Origin of the sequence: Hwangdonia lutea (assembly GCF_032814565.1) — a bacterium.
Lineage (GTDB): Bacteria > Bacteroidota > Bacteroidia > Flavobacteriales > Flavobacteriaceae > Hwangdonia > Hwangdonia lutea.
In genome coordinates this window covers 2,764,632-2,780,232 of the sequence record NZ_CP136521.1, presented here as the reverse complement: position 1 = coordinate 2,780,232, position 15,601 = coordinate 2,764,632, and the positions used below count along the sequence as shown (strand labels likewise).

General features: G+C 37.1%; 14 protein-coding genes. 13 read left to right on the top strand and 1 reads right to left on the bottom strand.

Going from position 1 to position 15,601, the window contains the following annotated elements; all coding sequences use genetic code 11:
- The first annotated feature begins 76 nt into the window (after positions 1–76).
- From udk to RNZ46_RS12090, 6 genes are all read left to right on the top strand, one after another.
- Entirely contained in the window at positions 77–682 is a 606-nt protein-coding gene (udk, locus tag RNZ46_RS12115) for a uridine kinase (protein ID WP_316982460.1), read from the top strand.
- Positions 683–1,009, top strand: coding sequence for an FtsB family cell division protein (locus RNZ46_RS12110; protein WP_316982459.1), 327 nt, complete (start codon positions 683–685; stop codon positions 1,007–1,009).
- Positions 1,002–2,372: a methylmalonyl-CoA mutase subunit beta gene (locus RNZ46_RS12105; RefSeq protein ID WP_316982458.1), complete on the top strand. Its 1,371-nt coding sequence runs from the start codon at positions 1,002–1,004 to the stop codon at positions 2,370–2,372. Before RNZ46_RS12110 ends, RNZ46_RS12105 begins: the two co-directional genes overlap by 8 nt.
- Positions 2,373–2,392: 20 nt before the next feature.
- A complete protein-coding gene (locus tag RNZ46_RS12100; protein ID WP_316982457.1) occupies positions 2,393–3,031 on the top strand; it encodes a hypothetical protein in 639 nt (212 codons plus the stop codon).
- Between the two features lie 18 nt (positions 3,032–3,049).
- Positions 3,050–5,233 (top strand): methylmalonyl-CoA mutase, encoded by a 2,184-nt coding sequence (gene scpA, locus RNZ46_RS12095; protein WP_316982456.1) that lies wholly within the window; start codon positions 3,050–3,052, stop codon positions 5,231–5,233.
- Positions 5,234–5,380: 147 nt separating this feature from the next.
- On the top strand, positions 5,381–6,580 hold the full coding sequence (locus RNZ46_RS12090) for a PHP domain-containing protein (RefSeq protein WP_316982455.1): 1,200 nt from the start codon (positions 5,381–5,383) through the stop codon (positions 6,578–6,580).
- Positions 6,581–6,739: 159 nt separating this feature from the next.
- Here RNZ46_RS12090 and RNZ46_RS12085 read toward each other — a convergent pair whose 3' ends face one another.
- The gene (locus RNZ46_RS12085; RefSeq protein ID WP_316982454.1) at positions 6,740–9,508 is read right to left on the bottom strand and encodes a M16 family metallopeptidase; all 2,769 of its coding nucleotides are present in this window, start codon (positions 9,506–9,508) and stop codon (positions 6,740–6,742) included.
- Positions 9,509–9,688: 180 nt separating this feature from the next.
- Here RNZ46_RS12085 and RNZ46_RS12080 point away from each other — a divergent pair, with 180 nt between their 5' ends.
- The 7 genes from RNZ46_RS12080 (at position 9,689) to RNZ46_RS12050 (ending at position 15,480) form a co-directional block, all read left to right on the top strand.
- On the top strand, positions 9,689–10,453 hold the full coding sequence (locus RNZ46_RS12080; RefSeq protein WP_316982453.1) for a ParA family protein: 765 nt from the start codon (positions 9,689–9,691) through the stop codon (positions 10,451–10,453).
- Between the two features lie 4 nt (positions 10,454–10,457).
- Positions 10,458–11,369, top strand: a complete 912-nt coding sequence (locus RNZ46_RS12075) for a ParB/RepB/Spo0J family partition protein (protein ID WP_316982452.1) — start codon at positions 10,458–10,460, stop codon at positions 11,367–11,369.
- Positions 11,359–11,979 carry a DUF5683 domain-containing protein gene (locus tag RNZ46_RS12070; RefSeq protein ID WP_316982451.1) on the top strand — a complete coding sequence of 207 codons (621 nt, stop codon included), beginning with the start codon at positions 11,359–11,361 and terminating at the stop codon, positions 11,977–11,979. Before RNZ46_RS12075 ends, RNZ46_RS12070 begins: the two co-directional genes overlap by 11 nt.
- Before the next feature lie 39 nt (positions 11,980–12,018).
- Positions 12,019–12,723: a 4-hydroxy-tetrahydrodipicolinate reductase gene (dapB, locus tag RNZ46_RS12065; protein ID WP_316982450.1), complete on the top strand. Its 705-nt coding sequence runs from the start codon at positions 12,019–12,021 to the stop codon at positions 12,721–12,723.
- Between the two features lie 104 nt (positions 12,724–12,827).
- Positions 12,828–14,405 carry a signal peptidase I gene (lepB, locus tag RNZ46_RS12060; protein WP_316982449.1) on the top strand — a complete coding sequence of 526 codons (1,578 nt, stop codon included), beginning with the start codon at positions 12,828–12,830 and terminating at the stop codon, positions 14,403–14,405.
- A 143-nt stretch (positions 14,406–14,548) separates the two neighbouring features.
- The gene (locus RNZ46_RS12055; protein WP_316982448.1) at positions 14,549–15,172 is read left to right on the top strand and encodes a WbqC family protein; all 624 of its coding nucleotides are present in this window, start codon (positions 14,549–14,551) and stop codon (positions 15,170–15,172) included.
- Positions 15,172–15,480: a DUF6122 family protein gene (locus tag RNZ46_RS12050; RefSeq protein WP_316982447.1), complete on the top strand. Its 309-nt coding sequence runs from the start codon at positions 15,172–15,174 to the stop codon at positions 15,478–15,480. The genes RNZ46_RS12055 and RNZ46_RS12050 overlap by 1 nt, the downstream gene beginning before the upstream one ends.
- Positions 15,481–15,601 lie beyond the last annotated feature (121 nt).

Genomic DNA, 15,601 nt, shown 5'->3' with positions numbered 1-15,601 from the left:
CTAAATAACTTCTAAAATGATACAAATTAAAATTGGATTTTATTTAGTTTTATTAAGCTTTATAAACATTTTTTAGATGCTAATTATAGGAATTGCAGGCGGAACGGGCTGTGGAAAAACAACGGTTGTCAATCAGATTTTAAAAGAACTTCCCGAAGGTGAAGTTGGTGTTATTTCACAAGATTCATATTATAAAGACACCACCCATCTAACATACGAAGAACGCGTTAAAATAAATTTCGACCACCCGAGATCCATCGATTTCGACTTGTTGGTCAATCATTTGAAAGAATTAAAAAAAGATAAACCCATACACCAACCAGTTTATTCGTTTGTAAAACACAACAGAACGGGCGATACCATTTTAACATACCCGAGAAAAGTTATGATTGTTGAAGGCATTTTAATTCTCACAAACCCCGAGTTGCGGGATATGTTCGATATTAAAATATTTGTGCACGCCGATACCGACGAGCGTTTAATACGCAGATTAAAACGCGATATTTCCGAGCGTGGCAGAGATATAAACGAAGTGCTTTTGCGTTATCAAAACACCTTAAAACCCATGCACGATCAGTTTATAGAACCCATGAAAGAGTACGCAGATATTATTATTCCTAACAATAAATACAACACCGTTGCCGTAGATATTGTTAAAACCATTATTAACGAAAACCTGTAAATGGCACAATTCAAAAAAAATAAATATTTAAAGCCTTTTAAAAATTGGTTTATACTCATTTTTGTGGTTTTCGCCGTATGGATGCTGTTTTTTGATGCCAATTCGTGGCTTATTCACCATGAGTTAAACTCAGAAATTGAAGCTTTAGAGAATGAAAAAAAATATTACAAACGGGAAATTGAAAAAGATAAAAAAGCAATTAAAAAATTAAGTACCGAAGAAGGCATGGAAAAATTTGCTCGCGAAACTTATTATATGAAAAAGGACAACGAGGAAATTTTTATTATTGAATACGAAGACAGTTTAAAAATAAAAAAAGATGACTAAGCGTTTGTTTGATGATTTTAACCAAGTATCGGCAAAACAATGGAAACAGAAAATCCAAGTTGATTTAAAAGGCGCCGATTATAATGAAACCCTTATTTGGAATTCAAACGAAGGTATTTCGGTAAAGCCTTTTTATCATTCAGATGATTTTGATGCGTTTCCAAAACCATCAAACACCCAAGCTACCCAATGGCTTGTCTGTCAAACAATTTACGTTTCCGATGAAAAAAAATCAAATCTCAAAGCCATTGATGCCATTGAACGTGGTGCTGAAAGCATCAAATTTATTATTCCAAATGATTCCGTTTCCATTGAAGTTTTATTAAAAAACATCAACCTTACTTCTACCCCACTTTATTTTGAATTACAGTTTTTAAATAGCGATTACGTTAAACAATTTTCTGTAATTCCTGCGAAGGCAGGAATCCAAATTCATACAGATATCATTGGCCATTTAGCGAAATCCGGAAACTGGTTTAACAATTTAAAAGACGACCACAAGCATTTTGAAACTATCGTAAAAAACACAAATAGTTTTAGTGTTGATACGGCTTTATACCAAAACGCAGGTGCCAATATGGTACAACAACTGGCTTACGGTTTAGCCCATGCCAACGCGTATTTAAATCATCTTGAAACTATTATTGACAGCGAGAAAAAGACAACCTTTATTGTCATCTTTCAAGTGTCAGTCGGCACCAATTATTTTTTCGAAATCGCAAAACTTAGAGCGTTACGTATCCTTTGGAGCACCTTAGCTTCAGAATACAACATCAATACAAACTGCAATATTTTCGCAACCCCAACCAAACGCAACAAAACGCTATACGATTACAACAACAACATGCTGCGTACCACAACCGAATGCATGAGTGCCATTTTAGGTGGCGCCAATACCATTTGCAATTTGCCTTACGATGCGATATATCATAAAAACAACGAATTTGGCGAGCGTATTGCCCGAAATCAATTACTTATTTTAAAGCACGAAAGTTATTTTGATAAAGTAGATAATCCTACAGATGGCGCTTATTATATTGAAAATTTAACCCATCAGCTTGCCGAAAAAGCTTTAGAATTATTTAAAGATATTGAAGCCAACGGCGGTTTTTTAAAACAGTTGAAGGAAGGCACCATTCAACGGAAAATAAAGGAAAGTGCCAACAAAGAACAGCAGCAATTCGATGCTGGCAAGGAAGTGTTATTGGGAAGCAACAAACACCCCAACGCTAATGATAAAATGAAAGATGAGCTGGAAATATATCCTTTTGTAAAAACCAAGCCGAGAAAAACATTAATTGAGCCTATTGTTGAAAAACGACTTGCCGAAACTTTAGAACAAAATCGATTAAAAACTGAATAATTTTAAATTTTACTGCCATCATGAAAACACCATTTTTTAAACTTTTTGTCATCGCATTAACTTTTGGTTTGATAAGTTGTAAAAATGAAAACACACTATCAGAATACAAATATGCCGATAAGGGTTTGGTATTAACTTGCGAAAAGGTAGACTCTAAATTATACAGCGAAGCCTTGTTTGCTTTTGAAAATGATATTTTAAATTATTACGGCAAAAACAATCCAAACGCCTCATTAGTCCAAGCTTACGGTCAGTTTATTAGAAACGCCATTTACGGTAGGGTAAAATACGAAGACATCGTTTCTCCGCACACCGTAAAGGTTTTTGAAGCCCTAAAACAGGAGAACGATTTGTGGGATGCCAACAACCCTGAAAGCTATTTAAACTATAACGGTGCCTTGGTAAAGTGCATCGCCATAAATATGCAAAATCCGGAATTAAGAACCACTTTTAATTCATTATTAGAAGTTAACAGTATGAGTCCAAAGCCTTTTGGAGCCCCGTTAATGTCTAATTTCAGACATGCGCTAAGCGACAAATATTTAGCAGCTTACATCGCTTTCGATTTGTATTACGCAAAGTTGTTTAACAAGGATTTATCAAAAGTAAATAATGAAAAACCAGTACAAAAAGTAGATTTTAACAAAACGCCACAATAAAAAATTGGGTCAATCAAAATGTCTAGAAAAAACCTTCAACATATAACCATTAAGTCAGCTATTAAAAGCCAAAAGCCAATAGCAAAAAGCTCGTTTGTAACTGCAGAAGGCATTCCTGTAAAATCAACCTATTCAAAAGATGATTTACAACAGATTGAGCATCTTAATTTTGTTGCGGGCATAGCGCCAAATCTCCGCGGCCCCTACAGTACGATGTATGTACGCAGACCTTGGACGATTCGCCAATATGCAGGTTTTTCGACTGCCGAAGAAAGCAATGCCTTTTACAGACGTAATTTAGAGGCCGGACAAAAAGGGTTGTCGGTGGCATTCGATTTAGCAACGCATCGCGGTTACGATTCCAACCATGAACGTGTGGTTGGCGACGTTGGAAAAGCTGGCGTTGCGATTGATTCGGTGGAAGATATGAAAGTGCTTTTCGACCAAATTCCGTTGGATAAAATGTCCGTTTCAATGACCATGAATGGCGCCGTATTGCCCATTATGGCATTTTACATTGTTGCCGCCGAAGAACAAGGCGTAAAACCAGAACAATTAGCAGGCACCATTCAAAATGATATTTTAAAGGAATTTATGGTGCGCAACACGTACATTTATCCGCCAACGCCCTCAATGAAAATCATTTCTGATATTTTTGAGTATACCAGTAAAAATATGCCAAAATTTAACAGCATCAGTATTTCTGGCTATCACATGCAAGAAGCCGGTGCCACCTGCGATATCGAACTCGCTTACACCTTGGCCGATGGCTTGGAATATATTAGAAAAGGATTGGATGCAGGCATGGACATCGATACCTTTGCCCCGCGCCTATCTTTCTTTTGGGCGATTGGCATGAATCATTTTATGGAAATTGCCAAAATGCGAGCAGCTAGAATGTTGTGGGCTAAATTGGTAAAACAATTCCATCCGAAGAATGAAAAATCACTGGCCTTACGCACCCATTGCCAAACATCTGGTTGGAGTTTAACCGAACAAGACCCATTTAATAATGTAGCCCGAACCACTATTGAAGCGGCTGCGGCAGCTTTTGGCGGTACGCAAAGTTTACACACCAATGCTCTGGATGAGGCCATTGCTTTACCAACCGATTTTTCGGCACGTATTGCCAGAAACACACAAATATTTTTACAAGAGGAAACTAAGATCACTAAAACCGTCGACCCTTGGGCGGGTAGCTTTTATGTTGAAAAACTAACGCACGACATTGCCCACAAAGCATGGACTTTAATTGAAGAAGTGGAAGCCTTGGGCGGTATGACCAAAGCCATTGAAGCGGGCATTCCTAAAATGAGAATCGAGCAAGCGGCGGCACGTAAACAAGCCCGCATCGATTCAGGACAGGATATTATTGTTGGGGTTAACAAATACAGACTCCAGGAAGAAGCGCCCATACAAACCTTAGTAGTTGACAACCAAACGGTTCGTAATCAGCAGATTGATAGTTTAGATAAGATAAAAGCCGAAAGAAATAACGATAAAGTAAAAAAGGCTTTATCAAAATTAACAGAAGCTGCAAAAGCATGGTCTAACTCAAATAACAGTAAAAAAGAAACCACAAGTTCTGTTTCAAAAGGTTCCCGTTTTCATGGGAATTTGTTAGCTTTAGCTGTTGAAGCAGCCCGTGAACGCGCTACTTTAGGCGAAATTAGTGATGCTTTAGAAGATGTTTTCGGGCGTTACAAAGCACAAATAAAATCCTTTTCCGGTGTGTATAGCAAAGAAGTAAAAAACGATAATAGCTTTAATAAAGCAAAAGAATTAGCCGATATTTTTGCCGAACAAGATGGACGACGACCCCGCATAATGATTGCAAAAATGGGACAAGACGGTCACGACCGTGGTGCCAAAGTAGTCGCCACCGGTTATGCCGATGTGGGATTTGATGTGGATATTGGTCCGCTTTTTCAAACGCCACAAGAAGCAGCTAAACAAGCCGTGGAGAACGATGTACATATTTTAGGCGTGTCCTCGCTTGCAGCAGGACACAAAACATTGGTGCCGCAAGTTATTGAAGCTTTAAAAGATTACGGTCGCGACGATATTATGGTTATTGTTGGCGGCGTAATTCCCAAACAAGATTACCAATATCTATTTGATGCTGGCGCTGTGGCTGTATTTGGCCCAGGCACAAAAATTAGCGATGCCGCGATAAAGATTTTGGAGATTTTGATTGATTAGCTGATGTTGATTCTTAATGAATTGTAAACTTAAATCGTTTTAACAATCGATAAAGTTTACCTGTGCTGAACTTGTTTCAGTATTGAAGCGGAACTTTGGCTTTGCATTAAACGAGACTTCAAAAATCCATATCAATATCCTTAAAACATGAAAACTTTAAATCCATTAATAGTCGTATTCTTTATTATTTTATCTAGTTGTAACAAAGAAAAAACAGAATCTAAAAAACAGTGGTTTAAAGGCAACCTCCACACCCATTCGTATTGGAGCGATGGGGACGAATTCCCCGAGGTTATTATGGATTGGTACAAAAGCAACGGCTACCAATTTCTAGCGTTAACAGACCATAATACTTTAGCCGAAGGCGACAAATGGAAAACCATTTCAAAGGATTCCATTTATCAAAACGCCTTTAAAAATTATTTGAACACCTATGGTGATGATTGGGTAAATTATAGAGTAGATTCTTTAAACAGAACTCAAGTTAAACTAAAAACCTACGAGGAATACCGACCTAAATTTGAGGAAGATGGTAAATTTTTAATCATTCAATCTGAAGAAATAACCGATGGTTACAATGGCAAACCCATACATATTAATGCTACCAATGTTAAACGGAAAATAGATCCGCAAGGCGGGAATAGCGTTTTGGAAGTGATGCAAAACAATTTGGATGAAGTTGCAAAACACAAGGAAGAATTCGGCACCCCGATAATAGCACATATCAATCACCCTAATTTTGGTTATGCCATTAGTCTTGAAGATATGATAGCTTTAAAAAACGAACAGTTTTTTGAGGTGTACAACGGGCATCCGCATGTAAATAACTCTGGAAACGACGAGCATATATCTACTGAACTCATGTGGGATTATATCAACATTGCTTACATTGAAAACAATAAACCCATAATGTACGGACTAGCTACCGATGATTCGCACCATTACCACAGAAAAGGCCGTAAATGGAGTAACGCTGGCAGGGGGTGGATTATGGTACAAGCAGATACACTTAGTGCTAAATCGTTAATAAATGCTATGGAAACCGGACAGTTTTATGCGAGTACTGGCGTAGAGTTAAGTGATTTGACTTTTGAAAACAATAGGCTTTCTGTCGCCGTTAAAACAAATGAAAATACCACTTACAAAATAGCTTTTATAGGCTGCAAAAAAGGACAAGGCGAACCAGAAACATTGGCTTCATTTGAAAGCGACAAGGCTAGCTTTGAAATCGCAAAAGATATGCTTTTTGTGCGCTGCAAAATTACATCTTCAAAATTACACGAAAATCCGATTGAAGATTTGTTGTTTGAAAAAGCTTGGACCCAACCTTATAGGTTTTCAGAATAAAAAAAGAGCCTATCTAAGAAGTCTTTTGAATTTAATTTGTCAGGTTGAGCTTGTCGAAACCAATCTTGATTATCAAGAAGTTAAAATATTTCGACAAGCTCAATATGACATTGAATTAGACTTTCTAAACAGGCTCTTTTAATTATTGTAGTTTAAAAATTAATCTACTTTTTTGTCGGTTTTAATTTCTGGTGATTTCTCAAAATCCCCGGCATTAACAACCGTCCATTTATCAAATGTTTTAAAGTATTTTTTAATCACTTTATTTACATCTTCAACGGTTAAATTGGTTACGCGGTCTTCGATATCTTTATAAAACATCATATCTCTATCGTAATATAAATTATTATTGATTTTAGAAGATAATTCATTGTCTTTCGCTCTGGACACATTTTGCCCCTGCACCCAACTGGTAACGGCAACTTTAAGCTCATCTTCTGTAATTCCATCGGCTATAAAACGCGCAATTTCTTCACTAAAACCCTTTTGCACTTTTGATGCGTTTTCAGGCGCATAAATAGCATAAACCATGATGGAAGATTTCTTATCTTTTTCGTCACCATCAACACTTACGCGTCCGCCAGCACCATAACTCACACCATCTTTTTGACGTAAACGATCGGCAATTCTAGAGTTTAAGAATCCACCACCAAAAATGGAGCCTGCAATTTGTAGGGCCGCATAATCTTCATCAACCTGACTGCCTTCAAAAGCCAAAACACCAATACTTATGGCATTCTTTTTATCTGGTGTTTTAATTTTTTCGTTTGCTGCATTATTCGGAATATACTTATCCGATATAGGTTTGTACGGCTTATTGGATTTAAAATCTGAAAATTCTTTTTCAAAATAATCCTTTAAACCCTGTTCATCTACATTTCCAATAGCAACCAAGGTCGCACTATCCGAAATACCGTAAAACTCGTTGTAATAATCTTGAATAGCTTCAACGGTAACCGCATTGATAGCTTCAATATCTTCCTCGATTGATGTTACGTAAAGTGGGTGTCCTTTTTTGTAGTTTTGGTTTAATGCTCCCAATCTTTTACCAGCTAAGTATTGAGGCTCTGTCTTGTTCTGTTCAATACTTGCTAATTCTTGGGTTTTAAGTTTATCCAATTCCGCTGGGTCAAACTTAGGGTTTTTCAGCATATCGGTCATTAAAGCCAAGGTTTCCATAAGATTTTCTTCGGTAGAACTCACATAAACATTTACACGACCATTGGAACCACCAAAACCAACAGACGATTTTAAGGCACTCAATTTATCCTCAATATCTTGTCTGGTATGGTTTTGTGTGCCTTTGTTAAGCATTCTGGCGGTGTAACTGGCAATTTTTCCTTTATTCATAAAATCGTTCACATTACCATTTCTAAAAGTAAACGATAAGGTTACCGTTTTACCGCGGTTGTCTTTTTTAATGAAGCCGTATTCAATTGGCGTTGTATTTAAAGTACCTGAATCCAATCGGTTTTGAATGTTTTCGTAAGACACATCAAAAGCTTCTCCTGCACCATAACCTGCTTTTCCTTTGTAGCTTGCAACCAACTCCTCAAGACCTTGGGTATGCTCTATTTCCACACGAATAGGTGTTTTAGTTGGAACAAAATTACCCACGGTTCTGTTGGTGTTTATCAAGTAGCGCTGAGCAGCCTCATTTACTTTTTCGGCCGTCATACTTTCAATTCTATCTCTATGAATGAAGGCCAATCGCCAGTCGCCAGCTCCAATAAACTCGCTCATATAAGTGCCTAAAAAGGCTGAATTTCTACTTATTTGATCGATGCGTTTTAACAAATTGGATTTGGCACGATTAACCTCTTCTTCGGTAATCGGATTCTCTTTTAAACCGTCTAACACCGACAATAACGTGGTTTCAGCCTCGGTTAATGATTTTTCTGAAGGCACATCCACATTTATATATAAAAATGAAGGTTCCTTTGTAAATGGAGAAAACGACCAAAGACTAGAAGCTTTTTTACCGTCTACCAAAGCTTTATACAATCTACCTGAAGGTTGATCGGTAAGTACTTGTTCAACCACAGACATGGCCGCATAATCTTCGTGCGATCCTGCTGGCGTGTGATATAGCGCCGATACAATTTGCAAATCGCCAACACGACTTAATGTAACACGTTTTTCGCCATCTTGGGCAGGCTCAATAGTTGGGATATCCCTTAAAGGTGTGTCTGGTTTTTTAATCCCTCCAAACTTTTTCTCAATTAAAGCCAAAGTCTTATCGGTTTCAAATTTGCCGGTAACCATAAGAACAGCGTTATCCGGACGGTAATATTTTTTGTAAAATGCTTGTAGGTTTTCAATAGGCACGCGCTCAATATCCGATTTGTTTCCAATGGTGGATTTTCCGTAATTATGCCATAAATAAGCGGCACTCGTTACTTTTTGCATCAGCACCCTAGTAGGTGAGTTTTCGCCACTTTCAAATTCATTTCTAACTACCGAAAATTCAGATTCCAAATCCTTTTTTGCTATGTACGAATTTACCATTCTATCGGCCTCCAAATCCAAGGCCCAATCCAGATTATCATCATTGGCATTAAAGGTTTCGTAATAGTTGGTTCTATCAAACCATGTGGTGCCGTTTGGTCGGGAACCGCGTTCGGTTAATTCCTTTGGGATATCCGGATGGTTTGGCGTGCCTTTAAAAACCATGTGCTCCAAGAGGTGCGCCATTCCCTTTTCGCCATAACCCTCGTGTCGCGACCCCACCAAATAGGTGATGTTTACGGTAATGGTTTGTGCAGAATTATCTGGAAACAACAGCACTTTTAAACCATTGTCTAGTTTATACTCTGTAATGCCTTCAACACTTGCCGTTTTTTTAATCTGAGCTTCAACGGTTATTGAAAACGAAGTCAATAACACAAAACACAGTGTAATTTTTAATAGATAATTAATTCTTTTCATTTTAAATTATTTGATGTTCTCTGTAAATATATGACAACTAATTGGCTTTTATTGTTAAAAATTTAACAAAAAAAATAGATATTTCGTACAACAATAAGTTAGTAATCGAATGTTAACAACTTCAATTTCCTATACTCATAAATAATTGTATTTTTACGCTTAATAAAACCAAATCAATAAATGGGTAAAATCATTGCAATTGCTAACCAAAAAGGAGGCGTTGGAAAAACAACAACGTCAATAAATTTAGCGGCTTCTTTAGGCGTTCTGGAAAAAAAAGTTTTACTAATAGATGCTGACCCTCAAGCAAATGCAACTTCTGGAATAGGAATAGACGTGGAAACCGTTGAAATAGGAACCTACCAACTTTTAGAACATTCCAATTCGGCAAGAGAAGCCATAGTAAAAACCGAAACACCGAACTTAGATATAATTCCGGCACACATTGACTTAGTGGCTATTGAAATAGAGCTTGTTGATAAAGATGCTCGGGAATACATGCTTAAAAATGCCATTAACAAAATTAAAAACGATTACGATTATATTTTAATCGATTGTGCACCATCATTGGGTTTGCTAACATTAAATGCCTTAACGGCTGCTGATGCTGTAATTATCCCGATTCAATGCGAATATTTTGCCTTGGAAGGCTTAGGCAAACTTTTAAACACCATTAAAAGCGTACAAAAAATACACAACCCCGAGTTGGATATTGAAGGCTTATTGTTAACCATGTACGATTCGCGTTTGCGCTTATCGAATCAAGTGGTAGAGGAAGTACAAAAACACTTTAACAATATGGTGTTTCAAACCATAATTCAGCGTAATGTGCGTTTAAGTGAAGCACCGAGTTATGGCGAAAGTATAATTAACTACGATGCCAGTAGCAAAGGTGCGACCAATTATTTAAGTTTAGCAAAAGAAATTATCAACAAAAACTCCTAAAATTATGGCTAAGGCAACTAAAAAACAGGCTTTGGGCAGAGGTTTATCGGCACTTTTAAACGACCCGAGTAACGACATTCAATCTGTTCAAGATAAAAATGCCGATAAAGTTATAGGCAATATTGTTGAGCTGGATTTAGATTTTATTGAAGTCAATCCGTTTCAACCGCGTACCAATTTTAGCGAAGAATCGTTACGAGAATTGGCATCATCGGTTAAAGAGTTAGGCATCATTCAGCCCATAACGGTTCGAAAATTGGGCTTAAACAAATACCAACTGGTTTCCGGTGAGCGTCGTTTTAGAGCGTCTAAATTATTAAATTTAGAAACCATTCCTGCCTACGTTAGAATTGCAAACGACCAAGAATCGTTGGAAATGGCATTGGTTGAAAACATCCAACGCCAAGATTTAGATCCTATTGAAATTGCGCTATCGTACCAACGTTTAATCGACGAAATTAATTTAACCCAAGAACAAATGAGCGAGCGCGTGGGTAAAAAACGCTCCACCATAGCTAACTATTTGCGCTTATTAAAGCTCGACCCCATTATCCAAACTGGTATGCGCGACGGCTTTATTTCAATGGGACACGGGCGTGCTTTAATTACTATTGAAGACCAATCGAGTCAATTGGATATTTACGAAAAAATATTATCGGATAAATTATCGGTTAGGGAAACAGAGGGTTTGGTTCGTAACTTTAATACGAACGAGGATGTAAAAACACCTTCAAAAAACGAAGCTGATGAAGAGGTGCCAAAATTCATAAAAAAAGGCATATCTGCATTTTCAGAATACTTTGGACACAAAATTGACGTTAAAGTCTCTAAAAATGGTAAAGGAAAAATAACCATTCCTTTTCATTCCGAAGAGGATTTTAATCGTATTAAAAAATTGGTTCAAGGTGCTAAATAAAGTTCTAATAACAACCCTATTTTTACTTATAAGTTGCTTTTCATTATTAGCTCAAAATAAAGATGACGAGGAAAGACCTAAGGAAATCCCTGATGAAGTTGTAGTAGATTCAATTATAAAAATTAAAAACCCCATCAACCCTTTATCGCCCGCAAAGGCAGCGTTTTATTCAGCAATTTTACCGGGTTTGGGGCAAGCTTATAACAAAAAATACTGGAAAATTCCTATAGTTTATGCGGCTTTAGGAACTGGTATCTATTTTTATACCACCAATAACAAAGAATACAATCGTTACCGCGATGCTTATAAAAGCAGATTAGCAGGTTTTACAAATGATGAGTTTTATTTGGATGCCAATGGCGAACAATTATCAACGCCAAGAGTTACCGATGATGGCTTGCGGCGTGCCCAAAAACTGTTTAGGCGTAATAAAGAAATTTCGCTTTTAGTAACGGTTGGTTTGTACGCTTTAAATATTATTGATGCCAATGTTGATGCGCATTTACTGCAATACAATGTGGATGAAAATCTATCATTGGCCCCGCATTATAAAATAAACGAAATGGATGCCACGGGCAATCTCGGGTTAACCTTAAATTTTAAATTTTAGCCTATTAACGGGCATTAAGCAAATACTTTTTTAAATACGATGAATATAGCTTTACTTGGATATGGAAGAATGGGGAAAACCATAGAGCAAATTGCCATAAAACGCGGACATAATATTGTTTTAACGGTTGATAAAGATGATAAAGATTACGACATTACCAAGGCCGATGTCGCCATAGATTTTAGTATCCCCGATGTGGCTTTCCATAATATTTCCAATTGCATAAACAACAATGTGCCCGTTATTTCTGGTACAACGGGTTGGTTGAATAAATATAACGATGCCGTTAGCTTATGCAAAGAAAGGGATGGCGCGTTTATTTATGCATCAAACTACAGTTTGGGTGTTAATATTTTTTTCGAGTTGAATAAAACACTCGCTAAAATGATGAGCAATTTAAAACAATACAATGTGTCGATGGAAGAAATCCATCATACCCAAAAATTGGATGCTCCTAGCGGAACAGCCATTACTTTAGCTGAAGGTGTTATTGAAAAGCATGATGGATTTGATAACTGGAAACTGGATGAACGAGGTGAAAACACCATTCCCATAACAGCAAAACGTATTGAAAACGTACCGGGCACACACACCGTAAATTATGAAAGTGAAGTCGATAGCATTTCCATAGAACACATAGCGCACAACCGCCAAGGTTTTGCCTTAGGTGCTGTAATTGCTGCGGAATGGATTGTGGGCAAAACCGGGGTTTTCACGATAAACGACGTGTTAAATATTGGTTAATGTTTTCGCTAAGTGTAACAGCATCATATTACTTTGCAACTAACTAAACTAAAAACAAATAAGCTCTCGACTGCGATCGAGATGGCAATTAAAAAATTACGATTATGACGCTTTCACAATGGTTTATATTCATTTTAATTATTCAAGTCATTCATGGTTTAGGCACGTGGAAACTATACATTAAAGCCGGTAGACAAGCCTGGGAAGCTTTTGTTCCGGTGTACAATGGTGTTATTTTAATGAAAATAATTAACCGTCCGTGGTGGTGGGTTATTTTATTATTCTTACCCATTGTAAATCTTATTATGCTCATGGTGGTTTGGGTAGAAACGGCAAGAAGCTTTGGCAAAAACACTTACCTCGACACCTTTTTAGCCATTGTAACCCTTGGCTTTTACAACTTTTATTTAAACTATATAGCCGATGTCGCGTATGTAAAAGACCGTAGCTTGCAGCCCAAATCTGGCTCTGGCGAATGGACCAGCTCCATTTTATTTGCTATTGTTGCGGCAACCATTGTACACACGTATTTTATTCAACCGTTTACCATTCCGTCGTCATCTTTAGAAAAATCCTTGTTAGTGGGCGACTTCCTCTTTGTTAGCAAATTTCATTACGGTGCCAGAGTGCCCATGACAACCGTTGCAGCTCCTATGGTTCATGATACCATTCCTATTTTAAACAAAAAATCTTATTTATTTGATGATGACAAAGAAAACCCTTCATGGATAAACAAATTGCAGTTGCCCTATATGCGTTTGCCTGGGTTTGAAACCATCGATAGAAATGAAATTGTAGTCTTCAATCAACCAGCCGATACGCTGAGGGATATGAATGATTTTACCCCAGACAGAAACTATTACAAACCCATCGATAAAAAAACCAATTTGGTAAAGCGCTGCGTTGGGGTTGCTGGCGATTCTTTAGAAATTCGTAATGGTTATGTATATATAAACGGGAAGAAAAATGAATTACCCGATAGGGCACATTTACAATTTAGTTACTATGTACAGCCCAAAACCAATCAGTTCAATCCTATTTATGTTAAAGAACGTTACGATATAACGGATCAATTTGGCATTGTAAACCAGCAAAACACCTATTTATTCCCTGCTATTTCTGATGAGGCTTTGGCTAAATTTAAGAACCACCCAAATGTATCCAGCATAACACCCATTAAAGCAGAAAAAGGAAAAAGAGACCCCAATGTGTTTCCGCACGACCCCAACTACAATTGGAATATCGATTTTTTTGGACCCCTTTATATTCCCGAAGCAGGAAAAACCATTGATATAAACTTAGAAGTTTTACCGCTTTACAAACGGGTAATTACCGAATACGAAGGCAACACTTTACAAGTAAAAGGCAATCAGATTTTAATAAACGGTAAAGTTGCTGATACGTACACTTTTAAGCAAAACTATTATTGGATGATGGGCGACAACCGCCACAACTCCATTGATGCCAGACGTTGGGGCTTTGTGCCATTCGACCATGTTTTGGGCAAGCCCGTATTTATTTGGATGAGTTGGGACGGACTTAAAAACCCGCGTTGGGAACGTTTTTTTACAACCGTTCACGGCACCGGAAAAGCAACTTCATATTTCATTCCGTTTTTAGTGCTACTTTTTGGATATATTGGTTTTAATAAGTGGCGTAAACGCAAGAAAGCAAATAGTTAAGCTAATTGTAATTCCTGCGAAATCGAAGACTCACGAATTCGAAATTATAATATAAGAATCAATGAGTAATGCAGGAATCTTATGAATTGTAACTTGAAATATTATAAAATGGATTCCTGCCTTCGCAGGAATGACAGAATCAAATGAACATTTTAATCCACCCCACATATTTTCCAAATATTGCGCATTTTGTTGCTATGGTAAAAGCAAAACATGTGGTGTTTGAAATGGACGATAATTTTGTAAAACAAACTTACCGAAACCGCACTTATATTTATGGTGCCAACGGAAAATTGGCTTTAAATATTCCCGTGATTCATTCGCAAAAAAACCGTCAGAAATACCGCGATGTCAAAATTTTTAATGATGAAAACTGGCAAAGTCTCCATTGGAAATCCCTACTTTCAGCGTATAGAACCTCACCTTTTTTTGAATATTACGAAGACGAGCTTCAGCCTTTATTCCAAACAAAAGCAACATACATTTTAGATTTTAATATGACTTGTTTTGAGGTAATTTGCGATTGTTTACAATTAGAATTGGATAGCTCGAAAACGGAAACCTTCCAAAAAACGACGGAAGGCACAACCGATTTTAGATCATTGGTAAACGCAAAAAAAGAACAGCCTCAAACTTTTGAAACGTACACGCAGGTATTTAGTAACAAACACGGTTTTATACCCAATTTGAGTATTTTGGATTTGCTGTTTAACGAAGGCCCCAACGCCTTAAATTATTTAGAATCTCAAACTCTAGCTTCACAATAATGTTACAAACCTTTGCGCATTACGGCAGTCATTTTTTAATACCACTTTTTGTAGCTTTAATATTTTATAAAGCCCAATGGAAATATGCGTTTTTAGTTATGATTGCAGGTATGCTTATAGATCTGGATCATTTACTGGCAACCCCTATTTTCGACCCAAATCGATGCGGTATTGGTTTTCATCCGCTGCACTCCTATTTTGCGATTTTGTTTTATCTATTTCTTTTAATTCCTAAAAAATCCAGATTGGTGGCTTTAGGGTTGGTTATTCATATTTTTTCCGATGTGGTGGATTGTAGTTTTATGTAAACAGGTTTTTACACAGAGATTCACCGAGTTTTCACTGAGATTCACAGAGCGCTTTTCGGTTATTACAAATTTAAAATTTACTGTAAACTGAGACTGTAACTGAAAACTACGACTGAAAACT